This window comes from Microlunatus sp. M237 (assembly GCF_056896895.1).
Map to the genome: position 1 here is coordinate 595,279 of NZ_JBXHBL010000003.1, position 21,180 is coordinate 616,458.

General features: G+C 68.8%; 22 protein-coding genes. 9 read left to right on the forward strand and 13 right to left on the reverse strand.

The window, feature by feature from the left end; all coding sequences use genetic code 11:
- Positions 1–3: 3 nt before the first annotated feature.
- The 3 genes from AC1XX3_RS13800 to AC1XX3_RS13810 form a co-directional block, all read right to left on the reverse strand.
- Entirely contained in the window at positions 4–1,992 is a 1,989-nt protein-coding gene (locus AC1XX3_RS13800; RefSeq protein WP_483321713.1) for a GTP-binding protein, read from the reverse strand.
- A 204-nt stretch (positions 1,993–2,196) separates the two neighbouring features.
- A complete protein-coding gene (locus AC1XX3_RS13805) occupies positions 2,197–2,394 on the reverse strand; it encodes a CsbD family protein (RefSeq protein WP_483321714.1) in 198 nt (65 codons plus the stop codon).
- Between the two features lie 137 nt (positions 2,395–2,531).
- Positions 2,532–3,212, reverse strand: coding sequence for a hypothetical protein (locus AC1XX3_RS13810; protein ID WP_483321715.1), 681 nt, complete (start codon positions 3,210–3,212; stop codon positions 2,532–2,534).
- 343 nt (positions 3,213–3,555) lie between these two features.
- On the opposite strand from AC1XX3_RS13810, the gene AC1XX3_RS13815 reads away from it, so the two are divergent.
- Positions 3,556–4,029, forward strand: a complete 474-nt coding sequence (locus AC1XX3_RS13815; protein WP_483321716.1) for a DUF2243 domain-containing protein — start codon at positions 3,556–3,558, stop codon at positions 4,027–4,029.
- Entirely contained in the window at positions 4,029–4,823 is a 795-nt protein-coding gene (locus AC1XX3_RS13820) for a cytochrome c oxidase assembly protein (protein WP_483321717.1), read from the forward strand. The genes AC1XX3_RS13815 and AC1XX3_RS13820 overlap by 1 nt, the downstream gene beginning before the upstream one ends.
- Positions 4,824–4,826: 3 nt before the next feature.
- On the opposite strand, the gene AC1XX3_RS13825 is transcribed toward AC1XX3_RS13820, so the two are convergent.
- Positions 4,827–6,308, reverse strand: coding sequence for an alpha,alpha-trehalose-phosphate synthase (UDP-forming) (locus AC1XX3_RS13825; RefSeq protein ID WP_483321718.1), 1,482 nt, complete (start codon positions 6,306–6,308; stop codon positions 4,827–4,829).
- Between the two features lie 194 nt (positions 6,309–6,502).
- Between AC1XX3_RS13825 and AC1XX3_RS13830 the strand changes: the two genes are divergently transcribed.
- The 4 genes from AC1XX3_RS13830 to AC1XX3_RS13845 all read left to right on the forward strand — a co-directional run bounded on the left by AC1XX3_RS13830 (position 6,503) and on the right by AC1XX3_RS13845 (position 10,726).
- The gene (locus AC1XX3_RS13830; RefSeq protein WP_483321719.1) at positions 6,503–7,477 is read left to right on the forward strand and encodes an LLM class F420-dependent oxidoreductase; all 975 of its coding nucleotides are present in this window, start codon (positions 6,503–6,505) and stop codon (positions 7,475–7,477) included.
- Positions 7,478–7,734: 257 nt separating this feature from the next.
- Positions 7,735–8,607 (forward strand): sigma-70 family RNA polymerase sigma factor, encoded by an 873-nt coding sequence (locus AC1XX3_RS13835; protein ID WP_483321720.1) that lies wholly within the window; start codon positions 7,735–7,737, stop codon positions 8,605–8,607.
- A gap of 525 nt (positions 8,608–9,132) precedes the next feature.
- Entirely contained in the window at positions 9,133–9,441 is a 309-nt protein-coding gene (locus AC1XX3_RS13840) for a TetR-like C-terminal domain-containing protein (protein ID WP_483321721.1), read from the forward strand.
- Positions 9,442–9,505: 64 nt separating this feature from the next.
- A complete protein-coding gene (locus tag AC1XX3_RS13845) occupies positions 9,506–10,726 on the forward strand; it encodes a GDSL-type esterase/lipase family protein (RefSeq protein WP_483321722.1) in 1,221 nt (406 codons plus the stop codon).
- Here the strand turns inward: AC1XX3_RS13845 and AC1XX3_RS13850 are convergent.
- The 5 genes from AC1XX3_RS13850 to AC1XX3_RS13870 all read right to left on the reverse strand — a co-directional run bounded on the left by AC1XX3_RS13850 (position 10,693) and on the right by AC1XX3_RS13870 (position 14,069).
- Positions 10,693–11,043, reverse strand: a complete 351-nt coding sequence (locus tag AC1XX3_RS13850; protein ID WP_483321723.1) for a DUF6221 family protein — start codon at positions 11,041–11,043, stop codon at positions 10,693–10,695. The two genes, AC1XX3_RS13845 and AC1XX3_RS13850, sit on opposite strands and share 34 nt — an antisense overlap.
- Before the next feature lie 111 nt (positions 11,044–11,154).
- Entirely contained in the window at positions 11,155–12,273 is a 1,119-nt protein-coding gene (gene ku / locus AC1XX3_RS13855) for a non-homologous end joining protein Ku (RefSeq protein WP_483321724.1), read from the reverse strand.
- Positions 12,274–12,349: 76 nt separating this feature from the next.
- Positions 12,350–12,970: an L-threonylcarbamoyladenylate synthase gene (locus tag AC1XX3_RS13860; RefSeq protein WP_483321725.1), complete on the reverse strand. Its 621-nt coding sequence runs from the start codon at positions 12,968–12,970 to the stop codon at positions 12,350–12,352.
- A 49-nt stretch (positions 12,971–13,019) separates the two neighbouring features.
- Positions 13,020–13,856 carry a PP2C family protein-serine/threonine phosphatase gene (locus AC1XX3_RS13865; RefSeq protein WP_483321726.1) on the reverse strand — a complete coding sequence of 279 codons (837 nt, stop codon included), beginning with the start codon at positions 13,854–13,856 and terminating at the stop codon, positions 13,020–13,022.
- Between the two features lie 72 nt (positions 13,857–13,928).
- Positions 13,929–14,069, reverse strand: coding sequence for a hypothetical protein (locus AC1XX3_RS13870; protein ID WP_483321727.1), 141 nt, complete (start codon positions 14,067–14,069; stop codon positions 13,929–13,931).
- A 130-nt stretch (positions 14,070–14,199) separates the two neighbouring features.
- Here AC1XX3_RS13870 and soxR point away from each other — a divergent pair, with 130 nt between their 5' ends.
- On the forward strand, positions 14,200–14,652 hold the full coding sequence (soxR, locus tag AC1XX3_RS13875) for a redox-sensitive transcriptional activator SoxR (RefSeq protein WP_483321728.1): 453 nt from the start codon (positions 14,200–14,202) through the stop codon (positions 14,650–14,652).
- A gap of 71 nt (positions 14,653–14,723) precedes the next feature.
- Positions 14,724–15,944, forward strand: coding sequence for a pyrophosphate--fructose-6-phosphate 1-phosphotransferase (locus tag AC1XX3_RS13880; RefSeq protein ID WP_483321729.1), 1,221 nt, complete (start codon positions 14,724–14,726; stop codon positions 15,942–15,944).
- A gap of 58 nt (positions 15,945–16,002) precedes the next feature.
- On the opposite strand, the gene AC1XX3_RS13885 is transcribed toward AC1XX3_RS13880, so the two are convergent.
- The 4 genes from AC1XX3_RS13885 to AC1XX3_RS13900 all read right to left on the reverse strand — a co-directional run bounded on the left by AC1XX3_RS13885 (position 16,003) and on the right by AC1XX3_RS13900 (position 20,744).
- Positions 16,003–17,547: an amidohydrolase gene (locus tag AC1XX3_RS13885; protein ID WP_483321730.1), complete on the reverse strand. Its 1,545-nt coding sequence runs from the start codon at positions 17,545–17,547 to the stop codon at positions 16,003–16,005.
- 11 nt (positions 17,548–17,558) lie between these two features.
- Positions 17,559–18,638, reverse strand: a complete 1,080-nt coding sequence (locus AC1XX3_RS13890; RefSeq protein ID WP_483321731.1) for a YhjD/YihY/BrkB family envelope integrity protein — start codon at positions 18,636–18,638, stop codon at positions 17,559–17,561.
- Between the two features lie 124 nt (positions 18,639–18,762).
- On the reverse strand, positions 18,763–19,665 hold the full coding sequence (locus AC1XX3_RS13895) for a DMT family transporter (RefSeq protein WP_483321732.1): 903 nt from the start codon (positions 19,663–19,665) through the stop codon (positions 18,763–18,765).
- Positions 19,662–20,744 carry an ArsB/NhaD family transporter gene (locus AC1XX3_RS13900; RefSeq protein ID WP_483321733.1) on the reverse strand — a complete coding sequence of 361 codons (1,083 nt, stop codon included), beginning with the start codon at positions 20,742–20,744 and terminating at the stop codon, positions 19,662–19,664. The genes AC1XX3_RS13895 and AC1XX3_RS13900 overlap by 4 nt, the downstream gene beginning before the upstream one ends.
- Positions 20,745–20,863: 119 nt before the next feature.
- Here AC1XX3_RS13900 and AC1XX3_RS13905 point away from each other — a divergent pair, with 119 nt between their 5' ends.
- Positions 20,864–21,163 carry a 4a-hydroxytetrahydrobiopterin dehydratase gene (locus AC1XX3_RS13905; RefSeq protein WP_483321734.1) on the forward strand — a complete coding sequence of 100 codons (300 nt, stop codon included), beginning with the start codon at positions 20,864–20,866 and terminating at the stop codon, positions 21,161–21,163.
- Positions 21,164–21,180: the final 17 nt, after the last annotated feature.

The following is a 21,180-nucleotide window of genomic DNA, read 5'->3' on the forward strand; positions in this document are numbered from 1 at the left end:
AGGTCAGGATCCGGGATCACGGGTGCGGCGGCCGGCCAGCAGATAGCTCTTGCGGTCCAGCGGGTTGTTCCCCCACCGTCTCCGGGTCGGGACCGGACCACGGACGAGACGATGGTGGTCGAAGGCGGTCTCCAAGACGGCTTCGCCCCGCGTCGCGCCAGGCAGGAGTCGGGCGAGGTGGTGCAGCTGGGCCGCGGGAATGTCGCCTTCCAGCAGATAGCAGTCGCCCTCCGCGGTCTGCGCCCGCGGCACGGCGTCCAGGGCAGCGAGAGCCGGCAACAGCGATCCCATCATGTCCGGTGGGGTCGCGAACCGGAAGCGATGCACCGGCTCAAGAACGTCGGTCCCGGCTCGGAGCAGCGCTTCCATCAGCACGAGCGGAGTCAACGCGCGGAAGTCGCCAGCCGTGCTGGACATGGACTTGTCGAACGTGGCGTGGGCATGGCTCTGTCGGGCGTAGTAGCCGGCGTGGGTCAGCGTGACGCGGCCATCCACCACCTGCCAGCCACTCAGACCCTGTCGCCAGGTGTCGACGACTGCCTCCTCCACCGCGGTGAAGAAGGCCGCCGGCATGCAGCCGGGCTCGACCTCCAGTGCGAACTCGACGCCGGTGCCGGGTGTCACCGGATCCACCCGCAACCCGACCGTGGCCAGGAATGGGTGCGCATCACGATCGTCGATCCATTCCACCGCCGCGCCCGTTCCCCGCACCCGCTCGACGCAGATGGTTGTGGTCTCACGGAAGCTGACGGCCAGCCCGAAGTCGGCTGCCAGGGTCGCCCCGATCACCTCCTTCTGGACCTCACCGAACAGCGAGAGGACCTGCTCACCCCGGTCCCCGCCGGTCCGCAGGTTGATCAGCGGGTCCTGTTCGGACAGCTGCGCCAGACAAGCGTGCAGGCGCCCCCGGTCGCCCGGTCGTACCGGTTCGATAATGGTCTCCAGAGTCGGCGGCGGGAACGCGCTCCGGGCCGTCTGTGGTTCGGCCGTTCCCACCCGGTCACCGATTCGCACCCCGTGCAGCCCGGTTACCACGGCGATCTCCCCGGCCGCCGCGGATCGGACAGCTACGGTCCGGCCCCGGTCCAGCACATCGATGGCGGTGACTTTGCACTGCCGACCGGCACCGACCATCACGGTGTCGCGTACGCCCAGGGTGCCGCGAAAGAGTCGGAGGTGGGCACGACGCTCTCCCCGGGACCCGCGCTCGATCCGGAACACGACTCCCTCGAGGGCTCCAGCTGGATCCGCGGCGGCGGGGGTCAGCAGCTCCACCACGCCGTCCGTGAGCTGCTCGGTCCCCACCCCGGTGATCGCCGAACCGACATACACCGGGTGGACGACGGCTGCGCGTACGTGGTCGCCGACCGAGCGCCGAAGCAGGTCGTCGGTGAGCGTGCCCGCCAGGAACTGGTCGACCAGGTCGTCGTCGGTGTCGGCAAGCAGCTCAAGCAGCTCAGCCGCGACCACCTTCTGGTCGCGGCGGTCGACCGCGGCAGTTGGAGTACCGGCCCGCCGGGCCATGGTCAGCCAGATCGATCTGGGGCTCACTCGGTCGGACAGCTGTGAGCGGACCAGGTCGAGGCGGGCGCCGGGGCGGTCGATCTTGTTGACGAAGAACACGGTCGGGATCTGCATCGACTGCAGCGTCCTCGCCAAGATTCGTGTCTGGGCCTGGACCCCCTCGATCGCGGAAACCACCAGCACCGCGCCGTCGAGTACGCCGAGCACCCGCTCGACCTCGGCGATGAAGTCCGGATGCCCCGGGGTGTCTATCAGATTGATCTTGACATCGGAACGCACGAAGGAGACAACACCGGCCTTGATGGTGATGCCTCGTTGGCGCTCCAGCGTGAGCGAGTCGGTGTGGGTGCTACCGCGGTCGACGCTACCGAGCTGGTCGACCACGCCGGCGGCGAAGAGCAGCCGCTCGGTCAGGCTGGTCTTACCGGCGTCGACGTGGGCCAGGATGCCCAGATTGAGTGTCCGCATGCAGTCTCGTGTCCTCGGGGGTGGTGGTGACCATCAAGGTGTTCACGAGAGTTGTTCGCATCGGTTCTCCAGTGTGCGCGGGTGAGATTCCATTGCGCCACGACCGCGCATCACCGTCAACCGAATTGCGCTGAAACGACGACGTGCCGCCACCGGGATCCGGTGACGGCACGTCGGTGCCACGCAGTCGTGGCTGTTGGTGACTCAGTTGCCCTTGACGGCATTCTTGACGTCGCCGAGAGCGTCCTTGGCGTGCTCGCCGGCCTGCTTCGCGTTGGCGCCGGTCTGGTCAGCCTTGCCTTCGGCCTGCAGGTCGCGGTTGTCGGTCGCGTCCCCAGCGCCCTCTTTGGCCTTACCGGCGAGTTCTTCAGCCTTGTTCTTGGCCTTGTCAGCGATTCCCATGACGTACTCCTTCCGGTGTGACGACGAGACGTCATCGCACCTTGGTAGACGATGTACTGCCCGTCCACCCTCTCACGGTTCGTTTACGGTGTAAATGCCGGTCCGGCCGCCGCCCTGGGTGAAGCCGCGCCGCCCCCTCAGAGTTCCGCTTTGTCCACCTTGCGGTGGTAGCGCATTCCGGCGAGGCCACCGAGGATGGCTCCGAGCAGACTGACCAGCGCCACAGCAACCGCGGTGATGATGCCCGCCGTGGTGAGACTGCCCTCGTTGATCGGGATCCGCGGGAACCCGTTGAGATTGGCCAGAATGTCGAACTGTGCGCCGGCGATCAGGCTGAGGATCGCGACCACGATGGCGATGATGACGGCCCAGAGCCACACCCCCACCCCCTGCTTGACGCCGCTGAAGCGGGCCATCCGACCCGCTACGTAGCCGCCGCAGAAGTACGCGACCAAGATGACGACCAGGAGCGAGATCGCGCCGATGAGACCGACCGTACGGACGTTCTCAGTGGCCTCGGCCGAGTCGACCTGGTTCGCCAGTCCGAAGATCGCCCCCGCTGCGGTCAGCAGCGCGGTCAGCAGTACGGCGGTGCCGGTGGCGGTGAGCCAGCCGAAGAAGCAGGCACCGAACTTCATCCCCCCGAACTGATCCTTCTGGGCCCGCACAACGTCTTCACGGGTCCGGGTGCGGTCCTCGGGGGCCGCCATCGACGCCTGCTCGGCTGCCCGATCGTCGGATCCGTCACGACGCGTCCGGTCGCCACCAGTCTCATCGTCTCGCGGGTTCCCCCCACCGGGATTGATGGAAGTACTCATGTCAGCTCCTAGGAGGTTGGCCGCACGGGTGTCCCGCGTGTCGGCTGGATGTGGCTGGACTCGGAGCTGCCGCCGCTTCTCGACGCCCGCTGCACAGGTCGGTTACCCGCGCCACCGGGGCAGCAAACCACAACAGCTCAGCAGCCGCGCCACGACAACTCGGTCCGGGGTTGACGGGCGAGTCGGTGGGTAAGTCCCCGGCACCGAACCCGACCACGGAGGATGCGATGAGGAAGAACACCACCGGCCGGCCGGCCGACGTCTACGTCGATCGGGGTTCCGAGCCGACCTCCCAGGCGCCTCCCGGACCGGTCGAGGAAGCTCGCTTCGACACCGAACCGGAGTGAGCACCGCTCCGCGACCCGGTCGCAACACCGGATCCGGCGTGCTGTTCGGAGTCGGGATCGCAGCCTTCGTCGACGAGACAGTGTTCCACCAGCTGCTGCACTGGCATCACTTCTATGACCGCGGCACCTCCGACGCCGGGTTGGTGTCCGACGGCCTCTTCCATGCCTTCGGATGGTTCGCCGCCGTCTGGGGGCTGTTCCTGTTCGCCGATCTCCGGCGGCGCCGCGCCGTGGACCGGTCGCGCTGGGTCGGCGGCATCCTGCTGGGCGCCGGAGCTTTCCAGCTGTACGACGGGACTGTGCAGCACAAGCTCTTCGGGCTGCATCAGATCCGCTACGACGTCGACCTCCTCCCCTACGACCTGACCTGGAACATTCTGGCGGTGGTGATGGTCGCCATCGGAGCAGTTCTGACCCGGCGCAGCGGGGCCCGTCGTCGGCCCTCTCCACCAGTCGCCGAGGCCGCCTAGTGCACGAGCACGGATCCGGCGGCGCAGCGCCGCAGGTGGTCGCCTTCCTCCTGATCGCGGTCGCGCTCGCGCTCACGGCGACCCGCTACGTGCGCGCGACACGGTCCCCGCGGGCTGCCGGCTGGCCACAGCGCCGCACGTTCGCCTGGCTGGCGGGCTGCGCCGCAGTCGCGGTCGGCTTGGGCCTCACCCTGCTGCCGGCTGTGCAGACCAGCTTCCGGGCCCATATGGTCGGCCATGTCCTGGTCGGCATGGTGGGCCCCCTGCTCCTCGTCCTCGCTGCCCCGGTCACGCTCGTGTTGCGGACCGTCGAGGTTGGCCAGGCTCGCCGTCTCACCCGCCTGCTCCGCACTGCGCCGGTCCGGGTGCTGACCGAGCCGGTGGTTGCGGCGCTGCTGAACGTGGGCGGTCTGTGGCTGATCTACGGCACTGACCTCTTCGCCGTGCTGCACGACAACCAGATCGCTGCCGGCCTGGTCCAGCTCCATGTCCTGACCGCCGGCTGTCTCTTCACCGTCGCCATGATCAGCCCCGACCCGCTGCCGCACCGCCGATCGGTGCTGCACCGCGGCATCGTGTTGGTGCTGGCTCTGGCTGCGCACGACATCCTGGCGAAGCAGCTCTACCGGAAGCCACCCGACGGCGTGTCCGAACCTGAGGCCGAGGCCGGCGCCATGATCATGTACTACCTCGGTGACGCCGTCGATCTGGTGATCATCGTCTGGCTGGCGTCCTCGTGGTATCGAGCCACCGCTCCCCGGAGGACAGCGATCCCGGTGGTCCACCGACGCTAGCGGTCAGGGCATCCGCGCCAGGTGGTCGAGGAACGACCGTGCCCAGCCGAAGACATCGTTAATGAAGACCTCGCTGCGCAAGGCCTGCATCCGTGCCGCCTTCTCCGCGGGCGGGTCGGTGATGGCGTCCAGCAGGATGCGTTGCAGTGCCTCGGCGTCATAGGGATTGACCATGTACGCACCGCGCAGCTGGTCCGAGGCGCCGGAGAGGTTGCTCAGCACCACGGCGCCGTCGTCAGCGGGACGGCAGGCGATGTATTCCTTGGCGGCCAGGTTCATCCCGTCCCGCAGCGGGGTGGCCACGAGGACGTCAGCCATCGAATACAACGCCGCCATCTGGGCGCTCGGATCGACGGTGTACTGGTAGACGATCGGAGGATGGCCCACCGTGGCGGCATCGCCGTTGATTCTGCCGACCAGTCGGTCGATGTCGGCGCGCAGCGGGTCGTACAGGGCCGGGTCCTCATGAGACGTCGTCGCCACCTGCACCAGCCGGGTCTGCACCGGGTCGATCTCTCCCCGCGCCATCAGGTCGCCGAACGCCACCAGGCGCTCCGCGATGCCGGCGGTGTTGTCGAGCTGGTCCACTCCCAGCAGCACGGTCCGGGGGTTCCCCAGATCGCGCCGGATCGCCGCGGCCTGCTCCGTGATCCTCGGTGACCTCGCGAGCTCCTGGAGGGCAGTGGCATCGACGGAGATGGGATGGGTTCCGACCGCGACGTTCCGGCCGGTGCGCAACCGGATCCCCCGGGAGCCGGCCGGTGCTGACCTGTCCGGTGCTGGGTTGTCCAGTGTGGCGCTGTCCGGTGTCGGGCTGTCCGGTGTTGGGCCGTACTCGAAGGGCCGACCCCCCAACACCAGCCGAACGGCGTCGCTGAAGTTCTCGGCGCTCCGATTGACCTGGAAGGCCACCAGATCGGCACCGCAGAGGCCGAGCAGGAACTGGCGATGCCATGGCGCCTGTTGCAAGAGCTCCACCGGAGGGAAGGGCGTGTGCAGGAAGAAGCCGATCCGCACGTCCGGCCTGATTCGTCGCAGCTCGGCCGGGACCAGCTGCAGGTGGTAGTCCTGGATCCAGACGGTGCCTCCGTGCGGCGTCACCTCCGCCACCCGGGCGGCGAACGCGGCGTTGACGCGGGCGTGCGCCTCCCACCAGTCCCGGCGAAACGCGGGACGCGTGGGTACGCCGTGGTAGAGCGGCCAAATGGTCCGGCTGCAGAACCCCTCCTGGTGGCTGACCCGGTCGGCCTCGCTGACGTGCACCGGCACCAGGGTTCCTGTTGCCTCAACGACCGCCGGGAGTGAACCGGCCTCCGGCGGACCGTCCAGAGTCTGCAAGCCCACCCAGCGGAGCGCGCGGCGTTCCAGCAGCGTGCTAACGGCCCTCGGCATGCTGCCGGGCACCCGTCCCCAGTGGAACAGATCAGACCCGTCAAGGGCCGGCGCGAGCTGCGATGGCAGCCGCTCGGTGACCAGGACATGCATGCTGGACTGCTCTGCTGCTGGGCCGCCGCTCACACCGAACACCAAGAGAACCTCCTGCGATGTCGAGAGCCATAACCCGTACCCAGGTTCGCTGATCCGAAACCGCACCCATCGGCCGGTGTGAATCTGACTAGCGGCGCGGGACACGGGTACGGGGCGACTGCGACGCGGCACCCGACGGAAGGCAGCACCTGATGACACGCTTCGGCTACACCCTGTTGACCGAACAGAGCGGCCCGCGCGACCTTGTCGACTATGCGGTGGCGGCAGAGTCGGCGGGCTTCGACTTCGAGGTCTCCAGTGACCACTACTCCCCCTGGCTCACCACCCAGGGCCACGCGTCATACGCCTGGAGCGTGCTGGGCGCGGTGGCGCAGGCCACGGCGCGGGTCGAGCTGATGACCTACGTCACCTGTCCGACCATGCGCTACCACCCGGCCGTGGTGGCACAGAAAGCCGCCACCATGCAGCTTCTCAGTGAGGGCCGCTTCCTCCTCGGCCTCGGGTCGGGCGAGAACCTCAACGAGCACGTCATCGGCGAAGGCTGGCCGCCGATCGACCAGCGCCAGGACATGCTCGAGGAGGCGATGAGGATCATCCGCGAACTGCATACCGGTGAGCTCGTGACCTGGGAGGGGAACTACTTCCGGGTCGACTCCTCCCGCGTCTGGGACGTCCCGCCGCAGCCCGTACCGATCGGGGTCGCCGTGTCCGGTCCCAAGTCGATCGAGCGGTTCGCCGGGCTCGCGGACCATCTGATCACGACCGAGCCCGATGCCGACGCGGTTCAGCAGTGGGACGCGCTCAAGGGCGGGTCGGGCTCACGCAAGATCGGCCAGATCCCCATCTGTTGGTCCGAGGACAGCGACGCAGCCGTGGAGCGCGCGCACGAGCAGTTCAGATGGTTCGCCGGTGGCTGGAAGGTGAACGCAGATCTTCCGACCCCGGCCGGTTTCGCCGGAGCCACCCAGTTCGTCCGCCCGGAGGACGTCGCCGAGGCGATCCCCTGCGGCCCGGACCTGGACGCGGTCGTGGAGGCTGTACGCCCGTTCTGGGAGGCCGGATTCACTGACATCGCGCTGATCCAGGTCGGGGACGACTCCCAGCGCGCCTTCCTCGACCAGGTCGCCGGACCGCTGCTCGAAAAGCTCCGCAGCGCCTCCTCCTGACAAGGCCGCTGCGGAGCACGCCGCACCTTCACCGAACTGGTCCGCGTCGACCGCAGACTTGTTGCACCGTGGGCATTCGGACCGCCCGCCACCTTCGGGCGGCGGCAGTCGAGAGCGTTATCGCCTAGCCCTTTCGGGTGGTCGCTGTCAACTCCTCGACGCGCCCGGACAGGCCTTGTCAGCGAGGCAGAAGCGTGCTTGAGTATGTCCGTGGTCGAGCAGTCTGCCACTTCGTTCAGTGACGAGGTGAGGCAGCCATGCTCAGACAAGGTAGTGGCCGGGGTCGAGACTCCGCCATCGACGAACAAACCATCGAACTCATCACTCAGGCCCGGGCCGAGCCCGCAGGTCCGCACCGCGATGAACTCGAGCGCCAAGCCGTGCTGCTCAATCTCGGCTTGGCGGATGCCATGGCCAGCCGCTACCGGCGCCGTGGCGAGGAGGACCAGGACCTGATCCAGGTCGCCCGGGTCGGCCTGATCGAAGCGGTACGCCGCTTCGACCCCGAGCGTGGCGACTTCGGCGCCTTCGCGATCCCGACGGTCCTGGGGCATCTCCGACGTCATTTCCGTGACCACGGGTGGACTGTGCGTCCGCCCCGACGCCTCCAAGAGCTGCACGCCAGGGCCAGCTCGACGTGGGCGTCGTTGGCCCAAGAGCTCCAGCACATCCCCGGTCTGGACGAGATCGCCGGCGAGCTCGCCGCCGACTCCACGGACGTGGCCGAGGCCCAGAGCCTCGGACACTGCTATCAGCCGGATTCGCTCGAGGCGCCTCTGGGTGGACGGCAAGATGGCCTCGCAGGGATGTTGGTGCAACCCGGTGACCCGTACGACCTGGTGGACGCACTCGTGAGCCTCGGACCGTTGTGCCGCGACCTGCCGGCGGAGCATCGCCAGCTGTTACAGCTGCGCTTCGTGGAGAGCTGCACCCAGCAGGAGATCGCCGACCGCCTGGGCATCAGCCAGATGCAGGTGTCCCGGCTGCTGGCACGGATCCTGCGCAAGCTGCGCTCGGAGCTCCTGGGGAGTGACACGCCGGGGGTGAGCTCGGCGGCGGTGTCGGCCCCGGCCACGATGCGGCGCACGTCATCGACCTTGGGCGCGGACGCGGCGCAGTCGGCTGCCTGACAACGAAGCCGGCAAGGACGGACCGGGCTGATGCTGCGCCCGTGTGCGGTCCCCCCGATCGGGATGCCGGAATTTGATCATGGTCGGGTCCAGATTGTCGTTTGTGCCGTGAACCCGTGGGTACTGACATGGCGGACGTCGCGTTGACCGGTGGCTTCACGCACTGTGAGCGAGGTCGTTTTGTCGAAGAGGACGAGATGCGTTGACAACGATTCGCGTAGATCACGGCGAGACGCGGGGTGCCCATCAGCGGCTGGCTCGGGTTCAGCAGCGTAGCCCGGGCCGGCTTCGGCGGCACCCCGGCGCCTTTCCTCGCACCTCACCTCGTCAGCCCGCCCACCTCTGGGCCCCTTCTCTCCCCAGCCCGGCCCGATCGACTCGCCGTCGCCAGCCTGTATTCGCATCTGAAGAGCTCGGACGACCTCCGGACCCACATCGCCTTCCTCGCGCTGCGAGAGCTAGCCGACCGCGGCGCCGCCGCACTGGCCGGACGGGCCGGCAAGGATGCGTTGGTGGCGCTGGGCAATGCCTACCGCGACTACGCGCACCAGCATCCCGGGTTACGCCGCAGCACAGTATCGCCTCGACCCCGCGACGGCCGCGGCCAGCGCCGGGGTCCAACACGCGGAGATGGCCCGGGCGATCCTGCGCGGATACGATCTCACCGAGCCGGACGAGACCCATGCTGTCCGGCTGCTGGGCAGCGTCTTCAACGGCTTCGTCAGCCTCGAGTCCGGCGGCGGATTTGATCACAGCAGTCCCGGCGCGCACCAGAGTTGGCCACGGATCCTGGACGCTCTTGATGCCCTGCTGCGCAACTGGCCCACGCCCTGAGTCGGAGAGCGCCGCTCTCTGGGCGACCCAAGACAACCGCTACCCTGATCGCCGAGGAATCCTGATGCCCACGAGCAACCTCCCCATCACCGCCGCCCTGGTGCGCGGCGCCGCGGAGCTGGAACGAACCGAACACGGCCTGCTGCCGCACCGTCTGCCGGCCTGGGCCCGGGCCCAGTGCGCCGACCCGCAACTGGCGATGGCCGAAGCCCAGCCCTCGGGCGTACGGCTGTCGTTTCGGACCCGAGCCACCGTCATCGAGCTGGACACCTTGGCGACGAGACGCGGCTATCTCGGGATGCCGCCGCGCCCGCACGGGGTCTACGACCTGTTGATCGACCAGCACCTGAGCGACCAGCAGGTCGTGCCGGGTGGGAACCTGCTGAGCATAGACATGAGCACCGGAGGGGTTGAGCTCTCCTCGGGGCCACCCGGCACCGTGCGCTTCGCCGACTTGCCGGGCGCGAACAAGGACGTCGAGATCTGGTTGCCGCACAACGAGATGACCGAGCTGGTCGCGCTACGCGCCGACGCACCCCTGCAGCCTGCCCCCGACGATGACCGCCCGATCTGGCTGCACCACGGCAGTTCCATCAGCCACGGTTCTGACGCGGCCAGCCCCAGCACCACCTGGCCGGCGATCGCGGCCTCGATCGGTGGGGTGGCCCTGACGAACCTGGGTCTGGGCGGCAGCGCGCTGCTGGACCCGTTCACCGCGCGGACGATACGAGACAGTCCGGCTGACCTGATCAGCATCAAGATCGGCATCAACCTGGTGAACAACGACGCGATGCGGCTGCGGGCCTTCGTCCCTGCGGTCCACGGCTTCCTCGACACCATCCGCGACCAGCACCCGACGACTCCGCTGCTGATCGTGTCGCCGATCCTGTGCCCCATCCACGAAGACACGCCGGGTCCCAGCGCCCCGGACCTCAGCCGAGTCGACGGCACGCTCCAGTTCCGGGCCGCCGGCGACCCCGCCGAGCGCGCCGCGGGGAAGCTCTCCCTCCAGGTCATCCGGACCGAACTGGCCAGCATCGTGGCGGCGCGGGCGGCGGAGGATCCTTGCCTGCATTACCTCGACGGTCGTGATCTCTACGGTGAGTCCGACTTCACCGAGCTGCCGCTGCCCGACCAGCTCCATCCGGATGCCGCCGCGCACCGCAGGATCGGTGAGCGGTTCGGTGCCCTGGTGTTCGGGCCCGGTGGGCCGTTCGAGGAGCGCGTGATCAGCCGTACCGCCGGCGCGAATCAGGGACGATCGAGGACGCTCTCGACTAGCTGAGGGGTCAGGCGGCCCTCGGTCAGGCTCGGAGCCCACTGGGCCCGGTAGTCGGCATGCCCGGCATAGGTGTGCGCGAGGAGAACCCGGATTCTGTCCCCCGCTCCGGGCACGGCGGCACAGTCCAGGTCGTCGGCGAGCTGCAGCAGCTCTCTCTTCGACCGACAGTCGGCGATCACCTGGATCGGGTCGACCAGGCAGTACGGCAGGCCGGGCGCGATGTCGATGCCGCCGAGTACGCCCTCAGCGATCCCGGCCCACCGCGCGGTGGCCTCGTCCTCTTCGATCCTGGCCATCAAGAACTCCACCAGTGACACCATGACTGCCCTCGCGACCTCTCAGGCGGCGGACGCCGCGCAGGAGGGATTTCCCCGTCCGGGCGTCCCTCAAACGACACCCGGTCCGCGTGCTCGGGCGGATCCGACCAGGTGTCAGCCGGCCTTGCGCTCGCTCGACTTGGTGGCCGGGCTCCTCTTCGCCGCAGTGGCCGAGCTCGACTTCTTGGCCGCCGTCTTGGTGGCACCACTGCTGCCGGCGGACCTCTTCGTCGCGGGAGACTTCTTCGTCGCGGCGGACCTCTTCGTCGCCGGAGACTTCTTCGTCGCGGGAGACTTCTTCGTCGCCGGAGACTTCTTCGGGTCCGACGATTTCTTCGAGTTCGACGACTTCGACGACTTCTCTGACTTCGAGGACTTCTTCGCCGGGGTCTTCGTCGTCGCGTCGTTCGCGGGTGCTGCGTCCTGCGCGCCCGCACCGGACTTCCGCTGGCGGCTTCGCTCCACGCTCTGTCGCAACGCGGTGACCAAGTCGATCACCTCGGCCTCGCCGGTGTCCTCGCTCTCCTCACCGAACGTGGCCGCGGTGTCCAGCGAGTCGCCCTCGGCCAGCTTGGCGTCGATCAGCTGGCGCAGCTGCTTCTGGTAGTCGTCGCTGAACTGGTCGGGGCGGAAGTCGCCGACCATCTGCTCAACCAGCGACCCCGCCATGGCCAGCTCCTGCTTCGACAGCTTCACGTCCGCGTCCAGCGAAGAGAAGTCGGCCTCGCGGACCTCGTCGTCCCACAGCAGCGACTGCAGCATCAGCACGTTGCCGCGCGAGCGGAGCGCCCCCAGGCGCGTCTTCTGCCGCAGCGAGAACTGCACGATGGCGGTCCGGTCGGAGTCAGCCAGGGTCCGCCGCAGCAGCTCGTACGGCTTGGCCGCGTGCGCGTCCGGTTCGAGGAAATAGCTGCGGTCGAACATGATCGGGTCGAGCTGCTCCGACGGCACGAACTCCACCACCTCGATCTCGCGGCTGCGCTCTTCCGGCAAGGCCTTCAGGTCGTCCCCGGTGAGCACCACGGTCGTGTCGCCGTCCGCATACGCCTTGTCGATGTGGTCATAGTCGATCACTTCGCCGCAGACCTCGCACCGACGCTGGTAGCGGATCCGGCCGCCGTCGGCGTCATGCACCTGGTGCAACGAGATGTCGTGGTCCTCGGTCGCGCTGTAGACCTTGATCGGCACCGTGACGAGACCGAAGGTGATGGCACCTTTCCAGATGGAACGCATGGCACTCAGTAGACACCACGGCAGTGATCATCGGCCAGCGCCGCCGGCCAGCTGTGACCTCAGCGGCGCATGATCATCACTCGAACGGCGTCGGGTCGCCCGCTCCGAGTCGCGCGATCACCGGCCCACCCTGGGAGAAGTCCACCACCGTGGTGGGGGTCGCCCCACAGTCCCCGGAGTCGACCACCGCGTCGAGGGCGTGGTCGAGACGCTCCTTGATCTCCCAGCCCTGCGTCATCGGATCCTCCTCGCCGGGGAGCAGCAAGGTGGACGACAGCAACGGCTCCCCCAGCTCGGCGAGAATGGCCTGGGTGACGACGTGGGCGGGGATCCGGACCCCCACCGTTTTCTTCTTGGGGTGCAGCAACCGGCGCGGCACCTCCTTGGTGGCAGGCAGGATGAAGGTGTAGCTGCCCGGCGTGGCCTTCTTGATGCTGCGGAACACGTCATTGTCCACGTGCACGAACTGGCCGAGCTGGGCGAAGTCGGCGCACACGACGGTGAAGTGGTGGGAGTCGTCGAGCTTGCGGATCTCCTTGATCCGGTCCAGCCCTTCCTTGTTGCCCAGCTGCGCGCCGAGGGCGTAACAGGAGTCGGTCGGATAGGCGATCAGACCGTCCGCACGCAGCAACGCCACCACCTGGCTGATCGCCCGTGGCTGGGGGTTGTCCGGGTGAACGTCGAAATACTTGGCCATGGGCTTGAGCCTAGTTTGGTTCTTCCAGCCCTCCGGCGATGACCAGCAGCTAGGCGCTGCGCAAGGTATCCCGGCGAACGGCAGCGCCGTCGATGAGGTTGCGCGGGTTGGCGGCCGAGCCGACGAATGTGCCGTGTCGACGCACCCGGGGACCTTGCTCAACCTCGCCCAGGACACAGGTGATGTTGTCACGACCGCCGGCGGCCAGCGCCTGAGAGACGATCTCGGCGACCGCCTGCTCCAGATCGTCGGCAGCCAGCACGTCGGCCAATGCCGGGTCCGCGACCAGGTCGGTGACGCCGTCGCTGACCAGCAGGACCCGGTCTCCAGCGCACAGGTCCAGCATGGTCACATCGGGGTGTGGTGGGTCGTGATCGTCCACCGCCCGCAGGACGACGTTGCGCAGCGGTGAGCGTTCAGCTTCCTGCCGGGTCAGGACGTGATCGTCCACCAGCTGCTGGATCAGGGTGTGGTCGCGGGTCAGCTGATGCAGGGTCCCGTCGCGCCACAGATAGCCGCGGGAGTCGCCGATATGACACAGCGCGAACCGGTGGCCGTCCGACATCACCGCCGTCAAGGTGGTGGCCATCCCTCGACGGGCCAACGACGCTGAGCTGCCCTCGCGCAGATGGGCGTGGGCGAAGTCGACACTGCCGCGCAGCACCCGGACCAGATCCGGGTCGGTCGTCATCATCGAGATGGCGCTGGTGACGTAGGTCGTACTCGCCGAAGCGACCTCGCCGGCGGCCGCACCACCGACCCCGTCGGCGACGACGAGCAGATACGGCCCGGCGAAGCCTGCGTCCTCATTGTGCTCACGGACCAGCCCGACGTGGGTGCCCGCGGCGTAGCGAAAGCGCAGCAGCGGCTCGTTCGGGACGACCATGAACGTGATCCTAGGGATGAGCCGACCTGGCCGCTAGCCCATCGGGTCAGCACTAGCGACACAGGCCACGGCTCAGCCCTTGCGCCGCCGGCTGATAAGGCTCTTCAGCTTCCGCTGGTTCTCCGGCTTCGACAGCTCCTGGCGACCCCGGCCGACGACCTTCTGGCCACGAGGACTTGAGAAGAATGACTTGATCTTGCTGGTGAGGGCCATTGCTTTCCTTTCGCGGTTGTTCCTGCTCCTGTGCCCGTTGCGACCCTTACCCAAACTCGTCCGCCACAACTTCCTGGCGGATGGGGGCAGGCTTGAACCTCAACCTCACTTCAATCCTATGGTGTCTTGCATGGCACATCCCAGTGACCTGCTCACCATCGGCGAGTTGTCCCGCCGATCCGGCGTGGCTCCGTCCGCACTGCGGTTCTATGAGAGTCGGGGCCTGATCACCGCGACGCGGACCACCGGCAACCAGCGACGCTATGAGCGCAGCTGTCTGCGACGGGTCGCCTTCCTGCGCTCGGCCCAGCGGGTTGGCCTGAGTCTGGAGGAGATCATCGCGGCGCTGAGCTCGCTTCCGGGCGGCCGCGCACCGTCCCGCGCCGACTGGACCCGGCTGTCCCAGGACTGGCGGCCGCGCATCGACGCGCAGATCGAGCGGCTGCAGCGGCTGCGTGACAACCTCGACGGCTGCATCGGCTGCGGCTGCCTGAGCCTGACCCGCTGCACCCTGCAGAATCCCGACGACGTGGTGGCGACCCGCGGCTCCGGTGCTGTCTATCTCGAGCCAGACCTGGACTGAGCGGTCGACGGACCCCTCCGAGGCCGATCGGGGCAGCGGACCGCGCCCGCCGACTCCCCTAGGATGCTGGCATGGTCAACAAAGTCGCACTTCTCACGGCCGGTGGATTCGCACCGTGCCTCTCCTCCGCCGTCGGCGGGCTGATCCAGCGTTACACCGAGGTCGCCCCGGACGTCGAGATCATCGCGTACCGCTACGGCTACCAGGGGCTGCTGTCGGGGGACTCGCTCGAAGTCACCCCCGACGTACGCGCCCGCGCCGGTCTGCTGCACCAGTACGGCGGCTCCCCCATCGGCAACTCGCGGGTCAAGCTGACCAACGCCGCCGACCTGGTCAAGCGCGGCCTGGTCGCCGAAGGCGTCGACCCGCTGCAGGCGGCTGCAGACCGGCTCACCGCCGACGGGGTGGATGTGCTGCACACCATCGGCGGGGACGACACCAACACCACCGCCGCCGACCTGGCTGCCTTCCTCGCCCGCAACGACTACCAGCTGACCGTCGTGGGTCTGCCCAAGACGATCGACAACGACGTCATCCCGATCAAGCAGTCGCTCGGGGCGTGGACGGCGGCCGAGCAAGGCGCGCGGTTCGCCCAGAACGTGCTGGGTGAGCACAACTCCGGGTCCCGGATGCTGATCGTGCACGAAGTGATGGGTCGGCACTGCGGCTGGCTCACCGCCGCGACCACGAAGGCGTACCGCGACTGGCTGGACACCCGTGAGTGGCTGCCGGAGATCGGTCTCAGCCGCGAGGCATGGGACGTGCACGGCGTCTATCTGCCCGAGGCGGTCTTCGATCTGGAAGCGGAAGCAGCCCGGCTCAAGAAGGTGATGGACGAGGTGGGCTCGGTCAACCTGTTCATCTCCGAGGGCGCCGGCCTCGACACGATCGTGGCCGAGCTGGAGCGCTCCGGCGAGGAGGTCGCTCGTGACCCGTTCGGCCACGTCAAGATCGACAAGATCAACCCTGGTGCCTGGTTCGCCAGCAAGTTCGCCGATCTGCTGGGCGCCGAGAAGGTGATGGTGCAGAAGTCGGGCTACTACTCCCGCGCTGCGGCGGCCAACCAGGCCGACCTGGACCTGATCAAGTCGATGACCGACCTCGCGGTGGACTGCGCGCTGCGCGGTGAGGCCGGCGTCATCGGCCACGACGAGGAGCGTGGTGACGAGCTCCGCGCCATCGAGTTCGATCGGATCAAGGGTGGCAAGCCGTTCGACATCAGCCTGCCCTGGTACACCGATCTGCTGCAGGGCATCGGTCAGCCGGTGACCGCGGCCGCAGCCGCGCACTGACCCTTCGCCGCCGGGAGGGCTGCAGCGCGTCTCTCCCGGCGGTGACCTGCCCGACCCTTCAGACCTCGGTCCGCCAGGTCCACCGACCACCGAGCATCGTTGCTGTCGCCGACGCCCGACGGATCGCCTCCGGGTCCACGGTCCGCAGGTCGATGTCGGTCACCACCAGGTCCGCGTCGTCGCCCACGCCCGGAACGAACCGCCCGTCGGCGGTGCTGGCCGCCAGCGCCACGTCGAGCGGCAGCTCCTGCTCCGGATGCCACGGTGTTTGTCCATCCCGCGACCTCGACACCGCGGCGGCCAGGGTGACCCAGGGGTCGAGCGGCGCGACCGGGGCGTCCGAGCCGAGCGCCAACCTCGCTCCCGCCCGATGGAGGTCCGCGTAGACGTACGCCCGGTCGGTCCGCCCGGCCCAGAAGTGGTCGGCGACGTCCCGGTCGTCCAGGGCGTGCTCAGGCTGGACGCTGGCCACCACGCCCAAGCCGGCGAAGCGGGCCAGATCGGCTCGGTCGAGCAGCTGGGCGTGCTCAATGCTCCCGGCACACCCCACCGCGGCGAAGGCGTCGAGCGCCAGTGCGTTGGCGTGGTCCCCGATCGCGTGGATGGCGCTGTGCACTCCGTGCCGCCAGGCCCGCCGCATCAGCGGCACCAGCTCCTCGGGCGGCACTGTGAGCACTCCGTACGGGTGGGGCGAGCCCTCCATCCCGGGGTAGACATCGTGGCAGTACGCCGTACGGGTGTTCAGCGATCCGTCGCTGATCACCTTCAGCGGTCCCATGGTGACCAGGCCGTCGGTGCCGGGCACCTCGTCCCCCGTACGCAAGCCCGCCTCGATCGCGCCGTCGAGGTAGTCGGGCCAGACCGCCGCCCGGACCCGCAGCCGCAACGGTCCAGCCGCGGCCCGGCGTACCCATGAGGTCAGGTTGTCGGCGTTCTCGAAGTCGACCACCCCGACCACACCGCGCGCCGCGGCCCGCGCCGCTGCGGCGTCGACCCAGCGGTCGATCACCGCCTCGGGGACTGCCCGGACATCATTGATGACGGCGAAGCATGCCTCCTCCCGGAGGATGCCATCGCCGTCCTGGTCCAGTCCATACCGGCGCAGCGCCGCGGTGTTCAGCCAGGCCGCATGCAAGTCGCCGCAGACCACCACCACAGCGGTCTCCCCGGCCACCGCGTCCAGGTCGCTGCGATGCGGACTGCGGTGCCACAGTGCATCGCGATATCCGAACCCGACCAACGGCAGTCCGGGATGGTCGAGCGGGGCCGCGGCGAGCCTGTCGCGGACGGCGGCAACCACGTCGTTGGGGGAAGCGGCCGAACTGACGTCCACCCACTGCTGCATCAAGGTCCACTGGTCGACGTGCACATGGTGGTCCCACAGGCCGGACACCATCGTCCGACCATCCAGCTGCACCACCTCAGCCGCCGAGTGCTCCGCCAGCACCGGTCGGGCCCCCGCCGGCGCGACCTGGGTGATCCGGCCCGACCGCACCGTCAGGTCGACCAGCTCATCACCCAGTCCCAGCCGGGCGTTGACGAATCGCGTGCTCGAGCCGGCGGCGACGCCCCCCGCGCACTTGTCCACTGCGGCACCGTCCATTCGCGGCGGCCTCACCGGTTCCGCCGTCGACCGACGGCCGCCGCCAGCCAGGCGATCGCGGCGCCCAGACCCACCCCGGTCGCGGCGCCGGTGACGTAGCCGGCGCCGAGTCCCACCCGCATCGAGTGCGCCGCCACTGCCCGTGGCACCATCTCCGGCTCCTCCTCGCCCGCGGGATGCAGCGCGAACCTGACATGCTCCGAATCGGCCGACTCGGGGACCGCCGGTTGGTCGCTGGTCGCGATCCAGGCGGCGACGAACAGGATGAGCCGGGCGAACAGGTTGAAGAACAGCATGACCACAATGATCGGGCCGAAGATCGCGACCGCCGCGTCGTGGGTGAACCGGCTCACCAAGAAGCTGGCGAGATATTGGAGCAGTCCCAAACCGACAGCCCCGATCAGCGCACCACGGCGTACGGCCGGCCACGGCTCCCGGCGGGTCGGCAGCACCCAGAACAGATACATGAACAGCGCCCAGCCGGCCCCGATGGAGAACAGCACCGGCAGGATGGTCAGCACCGGAGCCAACCAGCGGACGTCGTTCAACCCGAGCAGGTCAACGATCTCGGTGCTGAGGGAAGTGGAGGCGCTGGCCAGCGCGAACGTGATGACCATGGCGACCAGCAACCCGAGCAGGACGCCGAGGTTGGACAGGAGCCAGGAGAGATAGCTCTGCCTCTTCTCGTCCAGATCGTAGTGCCGGCGCCACTGCGCCCGGACTGCGTTCTTCAGGTTGCCGGCCCACTTGGAGCCCGAGTACATCGCCGAGAGCAGGCCGGCGACGCCGATAGCCGCATAGTTCGACAGCGCTCGCTGGACCACGTCGAAGAGGCGCGTGCTCGACTCCGCGGCGCCCAACGCCCGCGACAGGTACGCCACCACGTCGGGGATCAGGTCGGGGCGGACGTTCACCAGCACGAAGCCCAGGACGGAGAACGCCAGCATCAGCATCGGGACGATGGCCAGCACCGAGAAATAGGTGATGGCCGCGGCGAACTGGTTGCCGAGCCGGTTGCCGTACCGTTCGACGGCGCGCACCACATGCGCCACGCTGGGGCGCTGCTGCAGTCGGATGAGCCATTCCTTCACGGTGCGGGCGTCCTCTTCGATCGGAGCTCGGTGGAGCAGGAGCACGAACCTGCCAGAGCAGGTTATCGGGCGGTGTCGGGCCGCGAATGCACCGGCGGGTCCACCCCGACACAGTGTGCAGGTCTCACGCCAGGTCGGGGTGGTCCTGGGTGGGCGGCGCCGCAGCCGAGCGCAGACCGAGGATCACCACCGCTGCGACCACCGACGCCGTGCCGACCCACTGGGGCGGACCGAACGGGTCGGCGAACAGCGACGCTCCGAGCACCACCGCGGTGATCGGTTCGAGGCACGACACGACCGACGCGTTGGCAGCCCCGGCGACAGCGATCCCGGTCATCAGCAGGCTGATGGCCAACACCGTGCAGACCAGAGCCATGGCGACGACCCAGCCCAGACCACGCCCGTCAGGCGCGACGTCGAAGCTGCCCCGGGCCAGACCGATGCCCACGTGCGAGGCGGCCGCCCCGGAGCAGACCAGCGCACTGGCTACCAGCCGATCGGTCCCGGTCGGCAAGGTGTCCATGCCGAAGTAGTAGAGGGTGTAGACGACCGCCGAACCGAACCCCAGCAGCACCCCGGTCGTCGACACTGATGTCCCGTCCGGGCTCAACAGCGCCAGGGCCACCCCGCCCACCGACAGCACCAGCGCCACGAAGGTGGCGCGACGCGGCGGCTCGCGGCGGGCCGCGATCGCTGCCACCACCACCAGGACCGGCATGGTGTAGAGCAGCAGCGACGTCAGACCGACCGGGAGGCGCTGCAACGCCGCGAAGTAGAGCCAGCTCTGGGTGGCGTAGATCACAGCGCCCATGATCAGCGGCTGCCACCAGGACCGGCCGGTGCCCACCCGCCGACGGGTCAGGGCGACGACGAGCCACAGCGCCACCGCAGCCAGCAGGAACCGCCAGCCGATCACCGTGTTGGTGCTCAGCCCGCGGTCGAAGGCGCGGACGGCGAACGGACCGAGGAGGCCGAAACACAGCGCCGAGAGACAGCAGAGCAGAACCCCGGTGCTGCGGGCGCTCATCGGTGCACCACCGTCAGGGCCAGGGTCGACGTCGCCACCACGAGAGGCGCGACGACCACGCCGAGCCCCACGAATCGGCCCCAGCCGATCCGTACCCCCGCGGCGCGGCAGCGGGCAGCCCACAGCAAGGTGGCCAGGCTCGCCCACGGGGTCACCAGTGGTCCCGCGCCCACGCCCACGAGCAGAGCGGCGATCCGGATCGGCGACCCGACCGCGGTCGGCTCCATCGCGAGATAGGCGGGGAGGTTGTCGACCAGGTTGGCCCCGAGTGCGGACACCCCGGCCAGCCGGAGCAGGTCGGTGGCGCCGGTCCCCTGCCCGGCCGCGGCGCCGAGCAGCGCGCCCAGCCCGTGTGCATGGGCCAGCTCGACCAGAACGAACAGCAGCGAGACACCCAGCACCAATGGCCACGGCAGCAGTGACCAGCGCAGCAGTCGCCGGGACCGCAGCGCGCAGGCCACCACCAGAACGGCCGCGGCCGCGGCCGAGGCGACGAGGACGTCAACGCCCGCCAGGAAGGCCGGTCCGAGCAGCCCGCAGACGACCAGGCCGGTGACCAGCAGTGGCCGATCCGCCACCGGCTCCGGGGTCGCGAGCTGATAGCGGCCGCGCAGCGACCGGCCGAACACCACCGCCAAGGCGAGCACAGTGACGGTGACAGCGGTCACCGCCGCCGGCCACATCAACGCGGCGAAACCCAGGCTCGTGGTCTGCAGCCCGGAGTACGCGAGCAGGTTGGTGAGGTTGGAGACGGGCAGGAACAGCGACGCGGTGTTGGCCAGCCAGACGGCGGTGAAGGCAAAGACTGCCGGGTTCAGCCCCAGCTGGCGGGCCAGGGCGAGCACGACCGGCGTGACCAGGACGGCGGTGGTGTCCAGGCTGAGGACCGCTGTCGAGACGATCGCCACCAGCACGACCAGGGCCCAGAGCCGCCACACCGAACCACGCGCCAGCCGAGCGGCCCGGTGGGCGACGACGCGGAACACGCCGATGCCGTCGGCCAGCTCGGCCACGACGGTGATGCAGACCAGGAAGCCCAGGATCGGGGCGACGCGTGCCACCAGGTCGCCGAGATCCACCCGGACACCTTAGTGTCCCGTCGACCGGCGACGCACGGTTGGCCGGCCACCGCGGGTGCCGCTCAGTTCTGATCCGGCCGGCGTTGACTTAACCGGGCGGTCATCGTTGGCTTGGGGGCATGACCCGACTCCTGAGCGACGACGAAGTCCGTACCCAACTGGCCGACCTGCCTCGGTGGGGAGCGGTCACGGTCGGCGGCCACACGGCGATCGCCGCCCAGTTCGAGCTGAGAGACTTCGTGGCCGCGCTGGCATTCGTGAACCGGGTCGGCGCGCTGGCCGAGGACATGCAGCACCACCCCGACATCGACATCCGCTGGAACAAGGTCTCCTTCCTGCTGAGCACCCATTCCCACGGTGGCCTCACCCAGCTCGACATCGAGCTGGCGCACCAGATCAACGCCGCCTACGCCGGCTGAGGCCGCCCGTCGGCCGG

Coding starts and splice junctions, on each gene's coding strand:
- AC1XX3_RS13810 (WP_483321715.1), bottom strand. CDS start 3,212: ATGAGTACTTCCATCAATCCCGGTGGGGGGAACCCGCGAGACGATGAG.
- AC1XX3_RS13835 (WP_483321720.1), top strand. CDS start 7,735: ATGCTCAGACAAGGTAGTGGCCGGGGTCGAGACTCCGCCATCGACGAA.
- AC1XX3_RS13825 (WP_483321718.1), bottom strand. CDS start 6,308: ATGCATGTCCTGGTCACCGAGCGGCTGCCATCGCAGCTCGCGCCGGCC.
- AC1XX3_RS13840 (WP_483321721.1), top strand. CDS start 9,133: ATGCCTACCGCGACTACGCGCACCAGCATCCCGGGTTACGCCGCAGCA.
- ku (WP_483321724.1), bottom strand. CDS start 12,273: ATGCGTTCCATCTGGAAAGGTGCCATCACCTTCGGTCTCGTCACGGTG.
- AC1XX3_RS13800 (WP_483321713.1), bottom strand. CDS start 1,992: ATGCGGACACTCAATCTGGGCATCCTGGCCCACGTCGACGCCGGTAAG.
- AC1XX3_RS13860 (WP_483321725.1), bottom strand. CDS start 12,970: ATGGCCAAGTATTTCGACGTTCACCCGGACAACCCCCAGCCACGGGCG.
- AC1XX3_RS13885 (WP_483321730.1), bottom strand. CDS start 17,547: ATGGACGGTGCCGCAGTGGACAAGTGCGCGGGGGGCGTCGCCGCCGGC.
- AC1XX3_RS13865 (WP_483321726.1), bottom strand. CDS start 13,856: ATGGTCGTCCCGAACGAGCCGCTGCTGCGCTTTCGCTACGCCGCGGGC.
- AC1XX3_RS13895 (WP_483321732.1), bottom strand. CDS start 19,665: ATGAGCGCCCGCAGCACCGGGGTTCTGCTCTGCTGTCTCTCGGCGCTG.
- AC1XX3_RS13805 (WP_483321714.1), bottom strand. CDS start 2,394: ATGGGAATCGCTGACAAGGCCAAGAACAAGGCTGAAGAACTCGCCGGT.
- soxR (WP_483321728.1), top strand. CDS start 14,200: ATGGCACATCCCAGTGACCTGCTCACCATCGGCGAGTTGTCCCGCCGA.
- AC1XX3_RS13845 (WP_483321722.1), top strand. CDS start 9,506: ATGCCCACGAGCAACCTCCCCATCACCGCCGCCCTGGTGCGCGGCGCC.
- AC1XX3_RS13905 (WP_483321734.1), top strand. CDS start 20,864: ATGACCCGACTCCTGAGCGACGACGAAGTCCGTACCCAACTGGCCGAC.
- AC1XX3_RS13870 (WP_483321727.1), bottom strand. CDS start 14,069: ATGGCCCTCACCAGCAAGATCAAGTCATTCTTCTCAAGTCCTCGTGGC.
- AC1XX3_RS13880 (WP_483321729.1), top strand. CDS start 14,724: ATGGTCAACAAAGTCGCACTTCTCACGGCCGGTGGATTCGCACCGTGC.
- AC1XX3_RS13830 (WP_483321719.1), top strand. CDS start 6,503: ATGACACGCTTCGGCTACACCCTGTTGACCGAACAGAGCGGCCCGCGC.
- AC1XX3_RS13850 (WP_483321723.1), bottom strand. CDS start 11,043: ATGGTGTCACTGGTGGAGTTCTTGATGGCCAGGATCGAAGAGGACGAG.